Source organism: Oleispirillum naphthae, assembly GCA_027864655.1.
GTDB lineage: Bacteria > Pseudomonadota > Alphaproteobacteria > Rhodospirillales > Rhodospirillaceae > Oleispirillum > Oleispirillum naphthae.
On the sequence record JAQAZG010000010.1, the window covers coordinates 88526 to 111293 of the forward strand.

At 66.8% G+C, this 22768-nt stretch carries 11 protein-coding genes; 5 read left to right on the forward strand and 6 right to left on the reverse strand.

Annotation, left to right across the window (positions count from 1 at the left end):
- Nucleotides 1-169: 169 nt before the first annotated feature.
- The 4 genes from O7R11_RS11720 to O7R11_RS11735 form a co-directional block, all read right to left on the reverse strand.
- A complete protein-coding gene (locus tag O7R11_RS11720) occupies nucleotides 170-1366 on the reverse strand; it encodes a CaiB/BaiF CoA transferase family protein (RefSeq protein WP_337997709.1) in 1197 nt (398 codons plus the stop codon).
- Nucleotides 1367-1376: 10 nt separating this feature from the next.
- Nucleotides 1377-2333 carry a hydroxymethylglutaryl-CoA lyase gene (locus O7R11_RS11725; RefSeq protein WP_337997710.1) on the reverse strand — a complete coding sequence of 319 codons (957 nt, stop codon included), beginning with the start codon at nucleotides 2331-2333 and terminating at the stop codon, nucleotides 1377-1379.
- Nucleotides 2334-2638: 305 nt separating this feature from the next.
- Nucleotides 2639-3601 carry a LysR family transcriptional regulator gene (locus O7R11_RS11730; RefSeq protein ID WP_337997711.1) on the reverse strand — a complete coding sequence of 321 codons (963 nt, stop codon included), beginning with the start codon at nucleotides 3599-3601 and terminating at the stop codon, nucleotides 2639-2641.
- 95 nt (nucleotides 3602-3696) lie between these two features.
- Entirely contained in the window at nucleotides 3697-4323 is a 627-nt protein-coding gene (locus O7R11_RS11735) for a DUF6655 family protein (RefSeq protein ID WP_337997712.1), read from the reverse strand.
- Between the two features lie 156 nt (nucleotides 4324-4479).
- On the opposite strand from O7R11_RS11735, the gene O7R11_RS11740 reads away from it, so the two are divergent.
- From O7R11_RS11740 to O7R11_RS11755, 4 genes are all read left to right on the forward strand, one after another.
- Nucleotides 4480-5553 (forward strand): tartrate dehydrogenase, encoded by a 1074-nt coding sequence (locus tag O7R11_RS11740; RefSeq protein ID WP_337997713.1) that lies wholly within the window; start codon nucleotides 4480-4482, stop codon nucleotides 5551-5553.
- 216 nt (nucleotides 5554-5769) lie between these two features.
- Nucleotides 5770-6120, forward strand: a complete 351-nt coding sequence (locus O7R11_RS11745) for a site-specific integrase (RefSeq protein WP_337997714.1) — start codon at nucleotides 5770-5772, stop codon at nucleotides 6118-6120.
- Between the two features lie 184 nt (nucleotides 6121-6304).
- The gene (locus O7R11_RS11750; protein WP_337997715.1) at nucleotides 6305-8185 is read left to right on the forward strand and encodes a B12-binding domain-containing radical SAM protein; all 1881 of its coding nucleotides are present in this window, start codon (nucleotides 6305-6307) and stop codon (nucleotides 8183-8185) included.
- Nucleotides 8186-8341: 156 nt separating this feature from the next.
- Nucleotides 8342-8830: a hypothetical protein gene (locus tag O7R11_RS11755; RefSeq protein WP_337997716.1), complete on the forward strand. Its 489-nt coding sequence runs from the start codon at nucleotides 8342-8344 to the stop codon at nucleotides 8828-8830.
- Between the two features lie 40 nt (nucleotides 8831-8870).
- Here the strand turns inward: O7R11_RS11755 and O7R11_RS11760 are convergent, their stop codons facing one another.
- Complete coding sequence (locus tag O7R11_RS11760) at nucleotides 8871-17390, reverse strand: glycoside hydrolase family 94 protein (RefSeq protein ID WP_337997717.1); 8520 nt, start codon at nucleotides 17388-17390, stop codon at nucleotides 8871-8873.
- 651 nt (nucleotides 17391-18041) lie between these two features.
- Here O7R11_RS11760 and O7R11_RS11765 point away from each other — a divergent pair.
- Nucleotides 18042-18179: a hypothetical protein gene (locus O7R11_RS11765; RefSeq protein ID WP_337997718.1), complete on the forward strand. Its 138-nt coding sequence runs from the start codon at nucleotides 18042-18044 to the stop codon at nucleotides 18177-18179.
- An 18-nt stretch (nucleotides 18180-18197) separates the two neighbouring features.
- On the opposite strand, the gene O7R11_RS11770 is transcribed toward O7R11_RS11765, so the two are convergent.
- Complete coding sequence (locus O7R11_RS11770) at nucleotides 18198-22577, reverse strand: chemotaxis protein CheB (protein ID WP_337997739.1); 4380 nt, start codon at nucleotides 22575-22577, stop codon at nucleotides 18198-18200.
- Nucleotides 22578-22768: the final 191 nt, after the last annotated feature.

Below are 22768 nucleotides of genomic sequence, written 5' to 3' on the forward strand. Positions count from 1 at the left end.
CGGCGTGTCGTCTTCATTGCTATACCTCCCTAATGTTTTTCCGACTCTACTCCATTCCATTTTCTTCTTATCAAAGATAACTCCGCCGGAACCTCGATGTTTTCATACGCAATCGAGAAAAGGCGCCGCGGCGGATTTTTGCGGCGGGGGGCGGCGTTTCTCCCCGCCGTTACAAAACGCCTTCCTGGCGCAGTGCGAGAATCTCCTTTTCCGACAGCCCCAGAATTTCTCCATACACTTCGCCGTTGTGCTGCCCGAGTTCGGGCGAAGGCGTGCGGATCGCGGAGGGCGTGGCCGACATCTTGATGTGCGAGCCGGTCAGCTTCGTCTCTCCCGCCTTGGGGTGGGTGACGTTGACGAACATCTCCCGCGCGACCGCGATGTGCGGGTCCTTGACCAGCCGGTCTATGGTGTTGATCGGCGCGGCGGGAACGCCCGCGGCCAGCATTTTCTCGACGATCTCGTCGATGGAATGGAGCTGGGTCCACGCCTCGACGAGGGGTTTGACCTCGGCATGCCGCTTCACCCGCTTGGGGTTGGAATCGAAGCGCTCGTCGGCGGCCAGGTCGGGGCGGCCGATCACCGAGCACACCAGGTGCCAGAGCTTGTCGTTTCCCGCGCCGATGACGATGCTGCCGTCGTTGGCGCGGAACGAATCGTAGGGATAGACGGATTCGTAGCGATTGCCGATTCGTCCCGGAATCCGGCCCTCGGTCAGATAGATCTGGGTGATGATCTCGAGGCTGGCGACGACGGAATCGACCAGGGACACATCCACCATCTGGCCTTCTCCGGTGAGGTCCCGGTGGCGCAATGCCGCGAGGACGCCGATCGCCACGGAGAGCCCGCCGAGAACGTCGCCGATGGCGGTGCCGGTTCGCGTCGGTTCGCCATCCGGCCATCCGGTCGTGCTCATCAGTCCGCCCATGGCCTGCCCGATGATGTCGTATCCGGCGCGCAGGCGATAGGGGCCGGTGTTGCCGAACCCGGAAATCGCGGCATAGACCAGGCGGGGGTTGATCGCCTTCAGCGTCTCGTAGCCCAGCCCGAGCTTGTCCATGGTTCCCGGACGATAGTTCTCCACCACCACGTCGGCGGTTTCGGCCAGGGAGAGAAAAAGCTCGCGCCCCTTTCCCTTGAGATTGAGCGTGACGCCCTTCTTGTTCCGGTTCAGGTTCATGTAATAGGCGCTCTCGCCATTCTGAAACGGCGCGAAGTGCCGGGAATCGTCGCCTTTTCCGGGTTCCTCGATCTTGATGACCTCGGCGCCCATGTCGGCCAGCATCATGGTGCAGAACGGCCCGGCCAGAACCCGGGTCAAGTCGAGAATCCGCAGCCCAGACAGTGCGCCTTTTTGCTCATTCATCATGATATCCTTACAGACAGGGTATTTTTTGAGACGCGTCGGGCGTGAAGGCATGGAGTTCGCTGCTCTTGCCCGCATGCATGACGTGGCCGGGCATGTCGTGGCCCAGCAGCTTCGGCATTTCCCGCGACAGGGAGAGCAGGGAGTCCAGGTCCACGCCGGTCGCGATGCCGCAGCCTTCGAGCAGATGGACCACATCCTCGGTGCAGACGTTCCCGGTCGCGCCGGGAGCGTACGGGCAGCCGCCGATGCCTCCGAGAGATCCCTCGAAGCTGCCGACCCCGGCCGCAAGCGCGGCCATGACGTTGGCCAGGCCCTGGCCCCGGGTATCGTGGAAATGCAGCGTCAGCGGCACCTTCGGAAAGGCCTTCCGCACCGCGCCGCAATAGGATTCGACCTGGGAGGGGAAGGCCATGCCCGTGGTGTCGCACATGGTGATCGCATCCATGCCGAGCGCCAGATAGGACTCGATCGCCCACATCACCCGGGAGAGCGGCTGCGTTCCCTCGAACGGGCAGGCGAACGCGGTGGCGATGACGCCGTTGACCTTGACGCCGCTGCCCGCCACCAGATCCATGACCGCACGGAACCCCGCGAGGGATTGCGCGCAGGTCATCCGCATGTTCGCGAGGTTGTGCCGTTCCCCGATCGACATCACCAGGTTGATTTCATCCGCCTTCGCGGCGAGGGCCCGTTCCGCGCCTTTGGCGTTGGGGACCAACGCGCAATAGGAGACGCCGGGATGCCGGGCGATCCCCGCCATGACCTCCGCCGCGTCGCGGAGATTGGGGATGGCCTTGGGGGAGACGAAGGAGGTCACCTCGATCTTGGCGACCCCGGTCAGAGACAATCGGTCGGCCAGTCGAATCTTCTCGTCGGTCGGCACGAACGCGGCTTCGTTTTGCAAGCCGTCCCGCAAGACGACCTCGTTGATGTACACACGAGATGGGGCATCGAGAGAGATCATGGACCACCTTTACGTAATCGAACTAAAGGGTTATCCGCTCTTTCAGGCGCTACGTGGAAATTTTCACACAGCTCTCCCTCTCTGCCGAACAAAGCAGAGATGAGAAAGGCCACAAATATAATGTGATTATTCTTTCCCGTGGCGTGCCATGGAATATCCTCCAGTTGTGCTTCTTGTATTCTTGATTGAATTGATGATGGGGAAATTTCGCCGGTATGTCTAATCACCTTACGCCAACGAGCGTTCTCCAACGGAGAACGCTCGCCGGGGCGGAAGCCGCTGGGTTCTTGGCCGCGAGGGATCGTTCAGAGGATGTCGGGGGCGGGGCGCTCGCCGGAGGGATTCCTGCGGGGGGCGGACTTGCCGACGGCCGCCAGGTAATCGAACAGCATCTTCGAGGCCGGCGAGAGAACGTGCTGATTGCGGCAGACCAGCATCAGCTCCCGGCGCGCCCAGGGGTCGGTCAGGCCCACGGCGCACAGGCCGAGCGGCTGGCCGACCACTTCGAAGGCGCGGTCGGGCATGATGCCGATGCCCAGATTCGCCTGCACCATCCGGCACAGGGCGTCGAAACTGGTGACGTGGATCTTGACCCGCAGGGGGGAGTTCGTCTGCCGCGCGGCGACCAGCAGTTGCGTGAAGATCGAGCTGTCGCTGTGCAGGCACACGTAGTCGTAGCCGAGGGTCTGGCCGAAGGACAAGGACCGCTCGGAGGCAAGCTTGTGGTCGGGGCGCAAAACCACCATCAGCCGGTCCCGCCGGTACGGCGTGCGGACGAGCTGGTACATGTTGGTGTCGCCGGCGCAGATGCCCAGATCGGCCTTGTGGTTCTCGATTTCCTCGACGACCTTGGGGCTGGAAAACTCCGCCAGGTCCACCTTGATCTCGGGATGCAGGGTCAGAAAATCCTCGAGGTCCTCGGGCAGGAACTCGATGAGCGACGAAATGTTCGCCAACACGCGGACATAGCCCCGCACGCCCTGGGCGTACTCGCCGAGCTCGATGCCGATGCTCTCGACGTTCTGCAACATGGTGCGGGAATGGTAGAGCAGGGTCTGCCCCGCCATGGTCAAGGCCATGCCCCTGGCCTGACGGACGAACAGGGCGACCCCCAGGGCCGCTTCCAGGTCCGCCAGCCTCTTGCTGACGGCGGAGGGGGCGATGGCCTCATGCTCCGCCGCGTGGGTCAGGTTGCCCTCTTCGCAGACCGAAATGAAAAGCTTGAGCGTGACGAAATCGAGCTTACGGAGAAGCGGGCTGATGGCCAATGCTCTTGCTCCAGCGGATGAAGGCACGGTCCACGGTGCCGCATTCGGCCATCGCGGGCAAGCCTTCGCTCAGGGATTCGGGGCGGCCGCGGTTTTCATTCGTCGTCGGAAGGGTAGAAAGTCAGCGTCGCGGGCGGCGCGTCCTCGACGGAGTGGATGTCGTCGCGCTGCCAGGAGATCACCAGCGCCGCGGTGTAGTCGTTCTTGCGTGCAAAGCCGAAGCGGGGCGGCCCGGTGAACAGCGCGGCGCCGGTCTTGGCGTCGTAGATCGCCGCCGCGAACTTCGCCACGCCCAACTGGCGCGCCTTCTCGAACAGGGCGATCTTCGGCGTGGTGATGTCGGACCCGGCCAGCGGCACCGGCACCTTGTATTCGGGAAGCCCGACGATGGTGTCGGAATTGTCGATGCCGAGCGCGCCCGCGCGAATCTCCACCACCACCTCGGCATCCTTGCGCTCCGCCGCCAGCAGCGCGCCGCGCGCCAGAACCGCGGCGCGGATCGCGCCGATCGCGTACTTGCCGTCGGTCGCCTCGAAGTTGCCCGCATCGACGAAGGTCTTCTTGCCGGGCGGCACGGCGCGCACCACCTCGACCGCGGCGCGGTCGGCGGCGGCGGAAATCAAAAGCTGCTCGGTGGCGGTGCGGCTGGTGGTGGTCTGGCGCTCGGTGGTGCAGGCGGCGAGCGCGAGGCAGGCCAGGGCAACGGCGAAACGGCGCGGCATGGAGTCTCCGGGTCGGTTGAAACGCTCCCAGTCTGTTTCGTGTCGGCACCCGCCGATGTCAACCCGGCCTCTGGCGGCGGCCGCCGGATTCGCTATACTGGGAGGCCCCAGTCTTGAACCCGCATCCGCCGGTCCCGGCGGACAAGGAGACCCCCGATGAAGGACCGCTGCTATACCATTGCCGTCATCCCCGGCGACGGCATCGGAAAGGAAGTCGTGCCGGAAGGCGTGCGCGTGCTCGAGGCCGCGGCGAGCCGCTTCGGCTTCCGCCTCGACCTCCAGGACCACGACTTCGCCTGCTGCGACTATTACGCCAAGCACGGCCGGATGATGCCCGACGACTGGCAGGCGCGCATCGGCGCCGTCGATGCGCTGTTCTTCGGCGCGGTCGGCTGGCCGGATACGGTGCCCGATCATGTCTCCTTGTGGGGATCTCTGCTGAAGTTCCGCCGCGACTACGACCAGTACGTCAATCTCCGCCCGGTGCGCCTGATGCCGGGGGTGGAGTGCCCGCTCGCCGGGCGCGAGCCGGGGAGCATCGACTTCCTGGTGGTGCGCGAGAACACCGAGGGCGAATACTCCTCGGTCGGCGGCAAGATGTACGCCGGGACCGAACGCGAGGTGGTGATCCAGGAAACCGTGATGAGCCGCGTCGGCATCGACCGCATCCTCAAGTTCGCGTTCGAACTCGCGCAGAAGCGCCCGAAGAAGCACCTCACCTCGGCCACCAAGTCCAACGGCATCTCCATCACCATGCCCTATTGGGACGAGCGCGTCGTCGAAATGGCCAAACAGTTCCCCGAGGTGACCTGGGACAAATACCACATCGACATTCTCACCGCGAATTTCGTCCTCCACCCGGACCGCTTCGACGTCGTCGTCGCCTCCAACCTCTTCGGCGACATCCTCTCCGACCTCGGCCCGGCCTGCACCGGAACCATCGGCATCGCGCCCTCGGCCAACATCAACCCCACCCGCCGGTTCCCCTCGCTGTTCGAACCGGTGCACGGCTCCGCCCCCGACATCGCGGGCAAGGGCATCGCCAACCCGATCGGCCAGATCTGGTCCGCCGCGATGATGCTCGACTTCCTCGGCGAGCCCGAAGCCGCCGCCGCCATCGTCGCGGCGATCGAGAAAGTCGTGGTCAACCCCGCCCTGCGCACCGGCGACCTCGGCGGCACCGCCAACACCGCCACCTGCGGCGCGGCCATCGTTGCGGCGCTGGGGTAAGGCCGGAAAACCAAAACCTTCCGGAGGGTCGCGGACCCTCCGGGCCTCCCATTACTTTAAGCTGTTAAAAGCCGCGCTGGCCCGACATGTCGGGTGCGCGAGGTCTTCTGTGCGCCCATGCCAGTCGTTGCGAGGTAGTTCTCATCGCCCTGAAAGCGGACAGCAGCACGACACGTCTCATCTACGGAGGTTCCACCTGCCAAGAGGAGAACGGCTATGGGACTTTCCGAATTTGATCCAGAGGTACGCGATCGGCGTCCTTGGAATGCGGATCGATATATTGGTGCCAAACGTGCGCTGAAACCACAACAAGTATGGGCGATCCGGTTCTGGTTGGACCGGGAGCGTAGGCTGCGTGACCGTGCGATGTTCGACCTGGCTATTGATAGCAAGCTTCGCGGATGCGACATCGTCAAAATGAAAATTGGAGACCTCGTCAGAGGAGGGCAAGTCCTATCCCGGGCAATCGTCGTCCAGCAGAAAACCGGTCGGCCTGTTCAGTTCGAACTCCTCGAACCTGCTCGTGCCAGCATTCTCGCATGGCTGGAACGTCGAGGTGGAACATGACCTGCCGTACCAGAACGCATTCATACGTAAGTGCAATCCCGCCCCATAGGTAGATTCCGAAACTTACGCCGGCAGACCCAAAGGGGGTAAATTTTTGTCGAAGGGCCGCAGACACCGGTCGGTGTTCGTCTGTCGCGCCTCGAGTGACGCCGTCGGCTCCTTGGCAGATGCAATGGAGGGCGACATGCGTCTTTTGCTGATCAATCCGAAGCTGCCCGACAGTTTCTGGAGCCTCGGGTGGGCCATCCACACGATCTTGCCGGGCAAGCGCGCCGTCAACCCTCCGCTGGGACTGGCGACCGTCGCGGCCCTCTGTCCGCACGGCTGGCAGGTCGAAATCGTCGATGAAAACATCGAGGCGATCCCCCTCAATCCCGCAGCCGATATTATCGGCATCGGCGGCATGGGCGTGCAGGCGCCGCGTCAGCGCGAGCTGCTCGCCTATTACCGGCAGCGCGGTCATCATGTCGTTGCCGGAGGGGCCGCCGCCTCGCTTTGTCCGGAGACCTACGAAGGGGTCGCCGACACCATCGTCGCCGGCGAGGCGGAATATATCTGGCCGGAATTCTGCCGCGACTTCGCAGCGGGCAGGCCGCAAGCGCTCTACCGGGAAACCGGAACCGTCGAGATGGCGGATTCGCCGGTGCCGCGCTTCGATCTGTTGAAGCTCCCCCGCTACGGCAATGCCACCCTCCAGTATTCCCGGGGATGCCCGTTCGCCTGCGAGTTCTGCGACATCATCGTGATGTTCGGCCGCACGCCGCGCACCAAGAGCCCGGAGCAGATCGGCCGCGAACTCGACGCGTTGCGCGAACGCGGCGCACGCAGCGTCTTTTTCGTCGATGACAACATGATCGGCAACAAGTCCCGGGCTAAGGCCCTGTTGCGTTTCCTCGCGGCGTATCAGCATCGCCACGGCCACGCGTTCTCCTTCGGCACCGAGGTTTCGCTCAACGCCGCTCAGGACGACGAATTGCTGGGCCTGTTCCAGGCGGCGCATTTCGGCTGGGTTTTCATCGGCATCGAATCCCCCGACGCCGCAAGTCTGAAGGAAACCGGCAAGACGCAGAACCTGCGCGAGGACATTCTCGTCTCGGTGCGGCGGATCTACGCGCGGGGCATCGACGTGCTCGCAGGCTTCATCATCGGCTTCGACAACGACACCCCCCAGACCTTCGACGCGCAGTTCCGCTTCATCACCGAGGCGGGCATCCAGTCGGCGATGATCGGCCTGCTGTCCGCCCTGCCGCGCACCCCGCTTTACGCCCGCATGGAGCGGGAGGGCCGCCTGCGCGAGATCGACGAGGAATCCGACAACACCAGCCTGCGCACCAACATCATTCCCAAGACGATGAGCGACGAAGAGGTCGCCCACCTCTACCGCGACATCTACCGCCGCCTGCTGACCGATGCCGGAATCGGCACGCGCATCCGCAACAAGACGCGATTCCTCGGGCCGGTGGGCTACGGCGGCGGCTATACCTTCGGGCAAAGCACCGGCATCGTTGCGCGCCTGCTGTTCCGCGGCATCATTCCGGGCGGTCCACGGCGGATGTATCATTTTCTCCGGTCGCTGCCGTTCCGGCGTCCGTCGCTTCTGCCTCTGGCGATCTCGGACTGGATCATCGGGTTGTCGATGCGCGCCTTCGCCCGCGATCATCTCTGGTCGGCGCTGCCCGCGAGCACACCCGAACTCCATCTGCTCGATTCGGTGCGGGCGGCGATCGCCCGCCAGCTGAGCCAGGACGAGGTTTGGGTCACCCGCGAGGCGACGGCGTCGCCGAACCTGACCATCCATCTCGGCGATGCGTTGAAGCGGCGCTTTTTCAAAGCCGCGGCGCCGCATCTCTGCCGGCTGCTGGAGCAGTCCCCCGCGCGCGTCACCCTCGCGGCCGAGGGCATGCCGCCGCAGTACCTTGGGCAGTTCGAGCGGCTGCTCGCGCGCCTGGCCCGATACGGGGACCGGGTTTCCCTCGTCCTCAGCGAAAACCTCGGCAGGCGGATGACCCTCGACCTGTCGATATTCGATCTGGTGTTGACCCCGGCCGCCGAACCGGCGCCTTAGCAGGGTGCGGACAGGCTGAGTGATTTCCGAGGCCGACGCGGTCGGTCGCCGCACACCATATAGAAGGGTGTCTCGGCCGGTGCGGCACGTCCTGCCGCGCGCCTGGGCGCGGATCGCCCATTCGCGCGGGCACCCCGGCCGAAATCAGGTGATGACATGACCAAATCTCCTTCGAGGTTTCGCCTCGGGACCGAATACGACGCCTTTCTCTTCGCTTCCGTCGGCGAGGACAAAAGCGGAGGGATGCTCAGCACCCTCTCCGCTCTCGCACGGATGAACCTCGATCCCTGGCGCGAAGCCGCGGCACTGGCCGGACTGCCGGCGGACGCCGCGGTGCGAAGATTGTCCGCCTTGATCGTCGCGCTTCCCGACCCCCTTTCGGGCACGCCGGATTTCCCCGGAATCGCGGCGCGTCTGGTCGCGCTTTTGCCGCGCCCCACCCCGGTGGAGACCCCCGCCGCGCAGACGGCCACTGCGCCCGAAGTGCCGGTCCGCACCATGGGCCTCGCCTTCCTGCTGCTGATGCTTCTTGGGGTGGGGACACAGTGGATGATGGCGCACCGTCAATCCTCGGCCCAGGATCAGGCCGCCCGCCCGTCGATCTCCGACACGGGTCCCCGTACGCCGCCGCCCGCATTCCGATGACCGACGGGGGATAAAGGCCCGCGCGGGCGCTCGCATGCCGTCATCCGAGTTCCAGCCTGAGTTCATGCGTGCCGCCGTCCGCCGACGCGACGCGCACTTCTCCGCCGTCGCAGGATACTTCTTCCCCATCCAGCCATGCATGCGCGACCCGACGGCCGCCGCGCCCGGCCTCGACGCGGATGTCGTAGCGCGTCCCCGCCAGGGTCGCCCCGGCCTCGAAGCCCGGCCACTCGGGCGGCAGGCACGGCGCGACGACAAGGGTCGTTCCCTCGCGCCGAATCCCCAGAATTCCCTCCATGCCCGCGCGGTACATCCAGGCGGCCGAGCCGCTATACCACGTCCATCCGCCGCGCCCGGCATGCGGCGCCACCGAATAGACGTCGGCGGCGACGACATAGGGTTCGACCTTGTATCGCTCGGCCCCTTCCGGCGTGCGCGCATGGTTGATCGGATTGAGCAGCGCGAACAGTTCCGCCGCCTTGCCGCCATCGCCCATCCGCGCATGGGCGAGGACCGCCCACATCGCCGCGTGGCTGTACTGGCCGCCGTTCTCGCGCAGGCCGGGCGGATATCCCTTGATATAACCGGGGTCGCGCGGCGTTTCGTCGAAGGGCGGGGCGAACAGCAGGGCAAGGCCGTCGTCGCGGCGGACCAGATGCCGGTCCAGCGACGCCATCGCCACGGCGGCGCGGGCCGGATCGCCGCCGCCCAGCACCGCCCAGGACTGCACGATGGAATCGATCCGGCATTCGTCGCACTCCGCCGAGCCGATCCAGGTTCCGTCGTCGAACGTCGCGCGGCGATACCACGCGCCGTCCCAGGCGTCGCGCTCCAGCGCATGCCGCATCCGCACCGCCTGGGTCCGCCAGCGCAGCGCCCGGTCCGCATCGCGGCGATCCGCCAGCAGCGCGAAGAGATCGACGGTCCGCGCCAGCAGCCATGCGAGCCAGACGCTTTCGCCTTTTCCGCCCGTGCCGAGCCGGTTCATCCCGTCGTTCCAGTCGCCCGCGCCGATCAGCGGCAGGCCGTGTTCGCCGAGGCGCTCCAGGCTGCGGTCGAGCGCGCGCGCGCAGTGTTCGAACAGCGACGCGGTTTCCGCCGCGGCCGTCGGCTGAAAGAAGGCGGAGTCCTCGCCGTCATGCAGAAGCGGCCCGTCGAGGAACGGCACGATCTCGTCGAGAACCGCCGTGTCGCCCGAAGCCGCGACATACGTGGCGGCGGCATAGGCGAGCCAGCCCCGGTCGTCCGAGATCCGCGTCCGCACGCCCGCGCCGGAATCCGGCAGCCACCAATGCTGCACGTCGCCCTCGACGAACTGCCGCGCCGCCGCGCGCAGAAGATGCGCGCGCGTCTCTTCCGGCCGCGCGAAGCTCAGCGCCATGCCGTCCTGCAACTGATCGCGGAAGCCGTAGGCGCCGCTCGCCTGATAAAACGCCGAGCGCGCCCAGATGCGGCAGGCGAGGGTCTGATACAAAAGCCAGCCGTTCAGCATCACGTCCATCGCACGGTCTGGCGTCTTGACCGTGACCGCGCCGAGCACGGCGTCCCAATGCGCGGTCACCTCCGCGAGGACGCCGTCGAGATCGGCCGCGCGGTAGCGCGCGATCAGCTCGCGCACCGCCTCGACCGATCCGCATTGGCCGATGAAGGCGACGATTTCCCTGGTTTCGCCGACCCCGAGATCGACCGTGGTCTGTAGCGCCGCGCAGGGATCGAACCCGGCGCCGGCGCTTCCCGACAGCCGTGCCGTGCCGCACAACGCCACGGGCGCATCCGGTCCGCCGTTGCGGCCGAGAAATTCGGTGCGATCCGCCGTCAGCGCGGTCTGGCGGCCGCCGAGATCGGCGAACGCGACGCCGCCCGAGAACCCGATCGACCAGGGATTCCGCGCCAGAAGCGCGCCGGTGGCGGCATCGACTTCGGAGACGATGAACGGTCCGGAAACGCCCCGCGAGGTTCCCAGGACCCATTCCGCATAGCTGGTGACCGAAAGCCGCCGGGGGCGGCCGGACAGGTTCTGCAGGGTCAGACGGGAAATCTTGATCGGGTCGGCGAGCGGCACGTATTGCAGCAGGCCGAGCGCAATGCCGCCCGCCCGGTGCTCGAAGCGGCAATAGCCGTAGCCATGGCGCGCGACATAGCTGCCGCCGCCGCGGAGCGGCTGTGCGGTCGGGCTCCAAAGCTCGCCGGTGATCTCGTCGCGCACGTAGATCGCCTCCCCCGCCGGATCCTCGATGGGGTCGTTCGACCATGGCGTCAACTGGTTCTCGCGGCTGCTTCCGGCCCAGGTGTAACCGCCCCCCTCCGCCGATGCCTGAAATCCGAAATCCGGGTTGGCGACGACGTTGATCCATGGCGCGGGCGTCGTCCGCGCCGCGTCGAGAAGCGTCACGTATTCCCGGCCATCCCGGCCGAACCCGCCGAGGCCGTTGAAGAATTCCAGGTTTTCCGGGGGCTGCGCCGGGCTCGCCGCCACGGGCGATGCCGCGATTGCCGCGCCGTGCACCGGCCGCGCCCATGTCGGCGCGGCGGGCACGCGGGCGAGCTGGTCGGCAAGCGGGCCGCTGCCCGCGCCGATCGTCACCCGGGCAACGGATTGCAGCAGGGCCCGCGCCTCGCGGCCGATCAGATCGGCGCGCAGCGTGGAGACCGACCCCTGCGCCAGCTCCTCGCCGAATTCCGGCCCCAGCTGACTGCTGCGCACCGCGGTTTCGATCGCGGTCTGGAGATCCTGGGTGTACGAGGACGCCCGCTCGTTGACGATCACGAGATCGACGCTCAGACGCTTCATCCGCCAATATTCGTGAGCGCGCAGGAGCTGATGCACCTGGGCGATGTCCTCGATGTCGTCGATCCGCAAGACCACGATCGGCCGGTCGCCGGAAATTCCCAGAGGCCACAGATCCGACTGCGCCGCCGCGCCGCGCGCGATCGCCTCCGGATGCGGACGGAAGCGCGGGTCGGCATAGAGAATCGGCGCGGCCAGCCTCTGGAAGTCCGCCGCCTCCTCCGCCTTCACCCCGATGTGGCGCATCTGGACCTGCGCCTGGGTCCACGCAAGAGTCTTCGCGCGGGAGAACGCGTTGCGGTCGTGATGCTTGTCGATCAGCCCCAGAAGCTCCTCCCGCGAGGGTGCGACGGTCGTCCAGAAGACGACCCGCGCGACGGAGCCGGGCGGCACCAGAACCTGCTGCCGGATCGAGAAGATCGGGTCGAGCACCACCCCCGCCGTATTCGACAGCGGCCGGTCGCCGGCGACGGCATCGGCAGCGGCGAGGCCATGGCCGCGCCCGAGGAAAGCGGCGCGATCGGTTTCGTATTGCGGGGCGGCGGCGATGTCGCCCTCCACCACCGCAAAGTGGGCGGCCCAGATCCGCGCTTCCCCCGCCTCGCGCGGACGGCGGGTGGCGATCAGGGCGCCGAATTCGGCAAGATATTCGGTCTCGACGAACATCTTGGCGAACGCCGGATGCGCGGCGTCGGCCGCTGCCGTGGTCAGCACCACCTCGGCATAGGAGGTCAGCGCAATCTCGCGCAGCCTGCGGCCGCTGTTGACCAGAGACACGCGGCGCACCTCGCCGTCGTCCTCGCCGGAAACCAGAACCTCCATGATCGTGGTCAACGGGCCGTCGCGGCGGGTGAACCGCGCATGGTCCTCGCCGAACACCACATCCTCGTCGTCCGGCGTGCCGCCTCCCGCAACCGCCGCGGCGGACCACCGGTTGCCGCTCTGGGCGTCCCGCAGGAAGACGAACGATCCCCAGTTGTCGCGGGTCGCATCCTCCCGCCACCGCGTCACCGCGATATCGCGCCAGCGGCTGTAGCCCGCGCCCGCCGTGGTCAGCATCACCGCGTAGCGCCCGTTCGACAGCAGGTGGGTGACCGGCGGACCCGCCGCCGAAGCCTTGAGGCGGCGCACCGTCGGAACCTCGGTCCAGGCCTCGTCGGGATAGGCGGCCGCCTCCTCGGCGTGGGGCTGTGCGACCGCGACGTCCCGCGGCATGCGCTCCTGGAGCAGGAGTTCGCTCGCCCGAATCATCGGTTCGCGGTGGAACCGCGCGCGCATCAGCCCATCCTGCACGGCGTTCGCGATGGCGGCGATGGTCATGCCCTGGTGGTGGGCCATGAAGCTGCGGATGACCGCGACGTCGGCGTCGTCGGGGAGACGCGACCGGGTGAAGTCGAGCGCCTCGTAGAAGCCGTAACGGCCGCACGCGCCCATCGCCGCGAGGCGGGCATAGTTCGCGCAGGCGCCGGGGGGATCGACCATCGCCGCGAGGCCGGTGGCATAAGGCGCGATCACGACGTTTTCGGACAGGCCGCGTTTCAACCCGAGACCGGGGATGCCGAAGTTGGAGTACTGATAGGTGAATTCCACATCGCGCACGTTGTAGGCGGATTCCGAAACGCCCCACGGCACCCCGAGCGACCGCGCATAGGACTTCTGGCGCGCCACCACCAGGCGGCTGGTCTGTTCGAGCAGGCTGCCGATCGGCGCGCGCATCACCAGGGACGGCATCAGGTATTCGAACATCGAGCCGGACCACGAGAGCAGCGCCGAACCGTTGCCGAGCGGCGTCGCTGCCCGCCCGAGGCGGAACCAATGGCGTGTCGGCAGGTCGCCCTTCGCCACCGCGAACAGGCTGGCGAGACGCGCTTCCGAGGCGAGGAGATCGTAGCAACCCGGGTCGAGACGGTTGTCGGCCAGCGAATAGCCGATCGACAGAAGCTTCCGCTCGGGGTCGAGAAGGAAGGCGAAATTCATCTCGAGCGCCAACCCGCGCGCCTTGGCGGCGAGCGTCCGCAGCCGCGCCTCGACGAGCGGCGCCTCTTCGGCGGGACGCGCCCGATCGGACAGATGGTCCGCGACCGCCTGTTGCAGCGCCCCGGTCCAGAAGATCAGGTCCGGTGTGTCCTCCGCGCCTTCGCACAGGCACGCGCGCGCCGTCGCGGCGGCCTTTTCGCTCAGCCGCTTCAGCGTCGGGAAAAGGCTGTCGAACGCTTGCGTTCCGGCCAGCCGGGTTTCGATCTCGGTCAGCGTCGCGGCGAGCGCCCGGCCGCGCTCGCCGTTCGCCGCGGCCCCGCTTTCCAGCGCATCGCGCGCCAGGGCGAGGGTGTCCTTGAGGCCCGCGCGCGCCGCCGCCGCCAACGGGGTCTCGGCCCAGTCTTCGCAGGCATTGGCGAGCGCGATCAGGTGCCCGGCGAGGTTGCCGCTATCGACCGACGAGACGTAGGCCGGGTCCAGCGGGCGGAGATCGCGGGTGTCGTACCAGTTGTAGAAATGTCCCTTGAAGCGCTGCATCTTCCGCAGGGTGACGACCGTCGCCTCCAGGCGGGCGAGGGTCGCGCCGGTGCCCGCCCAGCCGAAATCGCGGGCCGCGGCGGCGGACAGCAGATAGAGGCCGATGTTGGTCGGCGAGGTGCGATGCGCGACGACGGGCTTGGTGTCCTCCTGATAGTTGTCCGGCGGCAGCATGTTGTCGCCGTCGGTGACGAAGGTCTCGAAAAAGCGCCAGGTGCGGCGCGCGATCAGGCGCAACGTACGCGCATCCGCGGCGGAGACCGCGAGCCGCCGCGATACCGCCCGCGGCCGGCTGGACCACAGCGCCAACCCCGGCGCGGCCAGCCAGAGCGCGGCGAACGGCAGAACCAGCGGCCACGACGGCGGCGCGGCGGCGAGCGCGCCCGCGGCCGCACCCAGCCCAAGGACGACGCCGCCCGCCATCTCCCGATAAAAGCCGGGAAACCCCAGGCGCGGCCGTCCGGTGGATTGCGCGGCGGTCGTCCATTCGAGAAGGTGACGCCGGGTGACGAACAGCCGCGTCAGGGTTCTCGCCACGGCATCGCCGGTCCGCCAGGCATGGTCGGCGAGAAAGACCACCGACAGCAGGGACTGCATCGCCGCCAGACGCAGATCGGACGCAAGGGCGGCGAGATGCGCGCGCAGGCGGCTGTCGGTTCTGCGCGGCAGCACGGAAAACAGGGTCGGGAAAAACGCCGGGATCGCGATGGCCGAAAGCACCAAGAGACCGGCGTCCATCCCCGCGATACCGGGCTGCGTCCAGGAAAACGCCAGGGCCGCAAGGGCGAACGGCGCCAGCAGGGACCGCCGCAGATTGTCGAGCATCTTCCATCGCCCCAGCGGAGGAAGCGCACCGGCGCCGGGGCGGAGTCCGAAAGCCCAGGGAAGGAGCTGCCAATCGCCCCGCGTCCAGCGATGCCGGCGCTTGGCGGCGACGTCGTAGCGGGAGGGGAATTCCTCGACCACCTCGATATCGGACGCGAGACCGGCCCGCGCGAATATGCCCTCGAAGAGATCGTGACTGAGCATGGCGTTGTCCGGCACCCGGCCGGACAACGCGGCCTCGAAGGCATCGACGTCGTAAATCCCCTTGCCGGTGTAGGACCCCTCGCCGAAGAGATCCTGATAGACGTCGGACGCGGCGGAAGCGTAGGGGTCCATGCCGCCGGGGCCGGAAAATACCCGTTGATAGAACGACCCCTCCCGTCCGAGCGGCAAAGCGGGGGTAACGCGCGGTTGAAGAATGGCGTAGCCGTCGGTGACGCGGTGATCGGCCCGGCTGAACTTCGGGCGGTTGAGCGGGTGGGCCATCTTGCCGATCAGCCGCAGGGCCGCATCGCGCGGCAGCCGGGTATCGGCATCGAGGGTGATGACGTAACGCACCCCGGGCGGCACCCGTGGCGGCTGCCCCGCGATGGGGATGAACGTCGTATCGGTGGCGCCGCGCAGGAGACGGTTGAGTTCGTGCAACTTTCCCCTTTTGCGCTCCCATCCCATCCATTTGTTTTCGCCCGCATTGAACAGGCGGCGCCGATGCAGGAGCAGGAAACGGTTTCCCCCGCCGGGCCCCGGGCCGTGGTGGCGGTTCAGGCGGTCGATCGCCTCGGCGGCGACGTTCAGCAGGGCGGCGTCGCGCGGAAGAACCTCTTCGTCCGCATCGATGCCGTCCAGAAGAAGCACGAACGTCAGATCGCCGCTCGCGCCGGAAAGATGGTGGATTTCCAGCCGTTCGATCTGCTCCAGAAGGTCGGCCTCGCTGGTCAGCATCGTCGGCACCGCGACGACGGTGCGCAGCGATTGCGGCACCCCGTCGATCAATTCGAGACCCGGCAGTGCCGTCGCGCCGAAGGTCCAGGCGGCGGCACGGTTGACCAGGGCGGTCGCGACCTCGGTCGCCGGCAGGAACGCCAGCGCGGCGAACCCCGCGAGCCAGACGGAACTCAGGCCGAAGGCCGCGAGCGCCCACAGGGCGAGGACCAGCGCGGCTGCCGTAACGGACAGGATCGCGCCGACATAGCCGCCGATGCCGAGGCGGACGTTGAAGCGGTAGATCCACAGCCGGAGCGGGGGACGGAAGCCGATGGTTTTCTCGAACGCGCGGCGGCCTCTGCCGATCAGGTGGTAGCCGGGATCGCCGACACGCCGCGCTTCCGCGGCGTCATGCGTTTTGGCCGCCACCGCGCGGGCGGCTCCCAGCACCCGGGCGACGACCTCGATCTCCGACAGCTTCGAACCGCGCGCCAGGTGTTCGATGGCGCTGCGGTACAGGTTGCGTGTCGGAAAATCCATGGCGGCAAAGGCGCTTGCCGCGCGCAACCGTGCATCGACAAGGCTGACGCTCTCGAACAGGTCCGCCCAATCGACATCGGAAATCAGCCGCATGCTGGTGATGATGTTGCGCACCGTGACGTTGGATACGCCCTGCCTTTGATGACTGTGCCGCACGACGTCGTCGATGGAGACGTCTTGCAGCTTGAGCCGGTCCTCCAGCCACCCCAGCGCCGGGGTCGTATGGGGATCGTGGTCCCGCAGCCGTTTCGCAAGCTGGGCGGCGAAGCGTTCGGATAACGGTTCCGGCGCGTCCGGAAAAACCTCCCCCGCCGTCTCCGCCCGGGTGTGTCCGAAGGCGAGAAGACGATCCGCCAGATCGTCGGCCGCAAGCGTCGCCGTGCGATCGGCGGCGATCTGGTCGGCCAACCGGCGCAGATTCTCGACGAGGACGATGCGCAGGGTGATCGCCACCGCCCACAGCTCGCCGATCGTCAGGGGTTGAACCCGCTGATAGGCGGTGATGAAGCGGCAGAGGATGGCGGGATCGAAGTGACTGTCGGTATGGGCGACAAAGGCCCAGGTCAAGCCGAACACCCGCGGGTATCCGGCGAACGGCCCCGTCGCCAGCTTCGGCAGCAGGCGATAGTAGCCGGGGGGCAGATCGTCGCGAATCTCGCGAATCTGCTCCTCGACCAGATGGTAATTGTCGAGCAGCCATTCCGCGGCAGGGCCGACCTCCCGGCCTCTTTCCATCTCTTCGAGGTTCGCTTTATAGGCGCCGTGCAAGGCTTCGGCGTTCTCGCGCAGCCGCGTGTGCAGCGGCAGGACCGGCGTAAAGTCAGCGGCGACCGACTGAGCCGCGGCGAGGCTTTCCGCATGCTGCTCCAGCCGTTCGCCGCCGAACAGTTCCTCCCGTACCGGGGCCTTGTCGCCCCACAAAAGCGACGAGCGGCGGCAGCGGAAGAATACCCCGGGGAACAAGTTCATAACGACCTTTCCAGCTTGGATTGCGGCCCGCGATCAGGCGAACCGGACAGGACCCCGCAGCGGCGCCGGATCGGCAGGCCGCAGGGCGCGGCACGCGTCCGATTGCCCGAGCCGTCCCGTCGGCGGCCGGAGCTGGGCGGCGTGGACCGCGGCGAAGCGGATCCTCCCGGCGAGGAGACCGACGTGAGTTTGATTGCGACAGGATGATCGCCGTGGCGGCGTGGAGAAAGCGTTCTCAGCTTCCGCGCAACCTCGCCGAACGACGCGACCTTGTCGCTGAAAATCAGCTTCAGACTGCTATTGCCCGAACGAAAGACCGAAGACGATCCTCCTCTGTCGATGGCAGGCCGTTCGGACGCCTTCCCCGCGCGGCACGAACCGCGCGGGCGGCGCATTCCCGCAGAATACCCATGGACGGCGCGTCCCGGCAGATTCGGAAATTACCTACGAAGGTCCGGAAACGGCTTCCGGGAGTCCGAACGGCATCGCGCCGCGCCGATCGCTACGGCCCAAGCCGGGCCTGCGTAGTTTCCGAGCCTGCCGCGCGAGACGGCGTCCAGCTAGAGTCGGTCGTTGCACGCCCGGTGGACCCACCGTTCGCCGGAACGTATTTCTTCGCCGACAAAATCCGCCATTCAGGGAGATATCGTCATGCTACGCCGCATCATCGCTTCTTTGTTTTTCGTGGTTTTCGTGGCCGGCGTCGCCGGCTGCAGCGACACCTGGCACGGTGCGAAACAGGATACCGGGGACAACCTCCGCACCACCGGAAACGCGATCAGCAAGTAGGTCCGCCGCCGGCTGTTCCTACGCGGTTGCCGGGCCGGGGGACTCCGCGTCCGTTGCGGCGGCAACGGCCAGCCGGGCCAGCGCCGGGAGCGACTTCGCCCCGGTTCGCCGCATGATCGCGGCGCGATGGTTCTCGACCGTCCGCTGGCTGATGCCGAGATCGGCGGCGATGTTCTTGCTGGGATGACCGGCGAGAACCCTGTCCATGATCTCGCGCTGCCGGGGCGTCAGGTGCCCGATATGGTCCGCGGCTCCCTTCCGCCAGGCGGAAAGCTTGGCCGCATCCTGCGATTGTTCGAGCGCGCGGCCGATACCGGCGAGCAGGTCGCTACAACCGATCGGCTTCTCGATGAAGTCCATCGCCCCCGCTTTCATCGCATCGACCGCCAGGGGCACGTCGCCGCTGCCGGTGATCATGATGCTGGGCAGCCGCGCCCCCGCTGCGCGCATCCGCCGCAACAGATCGAGCCCGCTCATTCCGGGCAGATAGGCGTCTACCAGGAGGCAGCCCTCGCCCCCCGGGCGGTAGGCCGCGAGGAAATCCTCGCCGGTTGCGAAGTCCTCGACGATATGGCCGTGGGCCTCCAGCATTTCGCGGATTCCGGCGCGCAGGAGGTTGTCGTCGTCGATCACGAAGATGACCTGCCCCGCCGGAACCGCGGCTGGAACCGGAAGAGGCGGCGGGGCGGGGCGTGCCTCCAGGCCTTGCCGGACGACCCGCATCAATTCCGTCAACTTCACCGGCTTGTTGATCTGCACGCAGTCCTGCCGTGCGATGTCGCGCAGGCTGCCGGTCGAGATGTCGCCGGTCAGGATGATCACCGGAATCCGCCGCCCGTCGCCTTGCCGCAGTTTCTCTGCGGCCTCAAGCCCGTTCAATCCCTTCGGCAGATTGTAGTCCGCCAGGATGAGGTCGGGCCGGAAGGCTCCTTGCCCCACGAGTTCCAGCGCCGCGATCCCGTCGGCTGCGGTCGCGGCGCGATGGCCATCGCCCTGCAGGGCAAGACCGAGCAGATCGCGGACCTCGGGGTCGTCCTCGATGACGAGGATATTCCCGGTGCGATGTTCCGCCTGCGGCGAACCCGGAACGGCCCCGTCGGGGGCCCGTGGCCGGGAGGAGGCTCCGGAAGGGTACGTGCCCGGCGGCAGCTTCGCCTCGATCGCAAACACCGAACCGCACTCCAGCCGCGAGCGGACCTCGACCCGATGGTCGAGCAGGTTCGCAAGGCGCCGCACGATCGAAAGGCCGAGGCCGAGGCCGAGGCTTCGTTCCCGTGCGGCATTGTCGATCTGGTGATATTCCTCGAAGATCGCCTGTAATTCCTCTTCGGGAATGCCGATCCCGGTATCCCAGATTTCGATCCGCAGGTTCCCCTGCCGTCGGCGGCAGCCGAGCAGAACCTTGCCGTTCCTGGTATATTTCAAGGCATTCGAAAGCAGGTTGCGGATCATCTGTTCGAGCAGGCGCGGATCGCTTCGGATCGACAGACCGCAGGGCACGACGCGCAGGGACAGCCCCTGCGCTTCCGCGTGATAGACGAACTCGTCGTGCATGCGCGCGAGCAGACCGGCGATCGGAAAGTCGGCGATTTCCGCCTGGACCGTGCCCGCCTCGATCTGGTTGATGTCGAGCAGCGTGTTCAACATGTTCGAAACCGCGCCCATCGTCTCGTCGAGACGGGCGACGAGGCTCCGCCCCTTTTCCCCCTCGATGGTTTTCGCCAGGAGGCCGTGCAGCAAGGCCAGGGTTTGCAGCGGCTGGCGGAGGTCGTGGCTGGCCGCGGCGAGAAAGCGGGACTTCGCGGCGTTGGCCTGCTGCGCCTGCCGTCTCGCCTCCTCCAGCGCATCCGCCGTGTGCTTCCGCTCGGTGCTGTCGGCAAAGGTGATGACGACGCCTTCGACGCCGCTGGCCTGGGTCCGATACGGCAGGATGCGGCGGATGAACCATGTGCCGTTGCGGGTCTCGATTTCCCGCTCGATCGGCGTAAAATTCCGCAATACGGTCTCCGCGTCGCGCAGCAGGGCCGCGTCCGTGGCGAGCGAGTTCAGGTCCGCGAGCGGCCGCCCGACATCGCCCGGGATCACGTTGAAGAGGGCCTTGGTGGCCGGCGTGAAGAACCGGATGTTCAGGCGGCTGTCGAGGAAAATCGTCGCGACGTTGGTGCTGTAAAGGACGTTCTGGAGATCGTCGGAGGTGGAGCGCTGCTGCTCCAGCGCTTCCTGGAGCTGGGTGTTGAGGGAGGTCAGCTCCTCGTTCAACGATTGCAGCTCTTCCTTCGATGTCATCAGTTCTTCGTTGGTGGACTGGTACTCCTCCTGAACCGAGGACGTTTCCTCGTTGATCGCCTTCTGCTCCTCGCCCAGAATTTCCAGGCTGCGCAGCGCCGCTTGCAGCTCGGTCCGGGTGGCTTCGAGTTCCTGCTCGATCTCGGTGGTCGGCGGCGTGTCTCCCGGGCTCGCCGGAAAATTCTGACGCGGCGGCGGTCGCGGCTCGTCGATGAAGCCGACCAGCAGCAGGTCCTCCCCTTCGCTCACCACCGGCTTGACCTCGATGCGGAACCCGAACGTGCCGCCTTCGCGCTCCAGGCGTCCGCCGGGGATGACGGTCCGCTTGTTCTCCCGGCAGGCCTGCCGGATCGCCAGGCGCAGCTTGTTCCGCACATCCTCCCGCACCATCGCAAGCAGGTCCTGAACCGGCTGTCCGGGCTTCACGCTCAAGTACGTATCGACCGGCCCGAGGAAATAGAGGCACTTGCCCGTGCGATTGATCAACGCCACGGCCGGCGCATAGGACTCCAGCACCAGCTTGCGGCAGATCGCGGCAAGCGCCGCCGAACGGTCGGGCGGCGCCTGATGCTGTTCCACGCGCGCCGCGGCATGCACGTCGCCCGGCCACGTGGGAAGGTCGGGCCCTCCCGCATGACCGAGGCCGATATGGCGATAGAGGCGGTCGGATTTGGAAACCACCTCGAACCGGTTCTCGACGGTGCCGACCGTCTCGGAATTGCCGAGCAGAAGCAGCCCTCGCTCGCGCAACGCGAAGTGAAACAGCGAGATCACCCGCTCCTGCGCCTCCGGGCGCAGGTAGATCAGGAGGTTCCGGCAGGAAATCAGGTCGAGGCGCGAAAACGGCGGATCGGTCAGGACATCCTGGGTGGTGAACACCAGCATATCGCGCAACTCGGGGAGGACCCTGTAGCCCCCATCCTCCCGCGCGAAGAAGCGGGCAAGCCGCTCCGGCGACACGTCCGCCGCGATCGCTTCCGAGTAGAGTCCCGCGCGCGCGGCGGCAACCGCCGCCGGATCGATGTCGGAGGCGAACACCTGAAGCTTCGCCGGGCTCCCCGCCGCCGTGATTCCCTCGGAGAACAGGATCGCGAGGGAATAGGCTTCCTCTCCGGTGCTGCACCCGGCGCTCCAGATGCGGACGGGGTGGTCGGCGTCATGGCCGCCGACGATCTCGGGAACGATCTCCGCGGCGAGGCTTTCGAAGACCTTCGGATCGCGGAAGAAGCCGGTCACGCTGATCAACAGGTCGTTGGCGAGCCGGTCGAGTTCGCCCATGTCGGCCCGCAGGATGGCGAGATAGCGTTCCCATTCCTCGTCGCCGAGCGACGCCATCGCCATGCGGCGTTCGATCCGGCGTTGCAGCGTGCCGAGCTTGTACAGCGTGAAGTCGTGGACCGTCCTGGTGCGCAGGAGCTCTATGATCTCGGCCAGCCAGCCCGCGCCGGAATCCTGCGCCGCCGTTTCCTTGTGTGTGCGCGCCTGGACCATCCCCTCGCCGTATCGGATCAGCGCGGCGGGGATCTCCGCCGCCCGCAGAACGAAATCGACGCCGCCGGTCGCGATGGCGTTGCGCGGCATGCCGTCGAAATCGGCCTCGCCGGGATCCTGCGCGATCACCAGCCCGGATTTTTCCTTCACCGCCTTCAGCCCGAGGCTGCCGTCGCTGCCGGTCCCCGAGAGCACCACGCACACCGCCCGCGCGCCGCAATCCTCGGCCAGCGACTGCAGGAAAAAATCGAACGGCATGCGCGCACCGTGACGCGCCTGCGGCTGGGACAGGTGAAGGGTGAGGCCGACGACCGAGAGATAGACCCCCGGAGGAATGAGGTAGAGGTGGTCGCGCTCGATCGACATGCCGTCGGCGGCTTGCCGCACCGCCATCGGGGTGTGCCCGGCGAGCAGATCCACCATCATGCTTTCATGATGGGGATCGAGATGCTGCACCAGGACGAACGCCATGCCGGTGTGGGCGGGGATCGCGCCCAGCATCTTGCGGCAGGCATCGAGCCCTCCCGCCGAAGCCCCGATCCCGACGATCGGGAAATCCCCGGAGGCGCGGCGATGCGGCGATCGGACGATCTTTGCCTTCTGCGGACGGCGTTCCACCATATGCAAGAGCTTTCAATCCCGCCTCCCGAAGGGAGGCTGCGGATGATGATAGCATATTCCCGCCTTGATGGGGATCGCCGCCTCGACGCGTGCGTCGGCATAATCTTGAGTAGTTTCCGAGTCTGCGCTTCTCAACTCTTTGCCCCTATGATTCCGGCAGGCGGGATTTCGCCCGGGCCGCCGATTCCTGG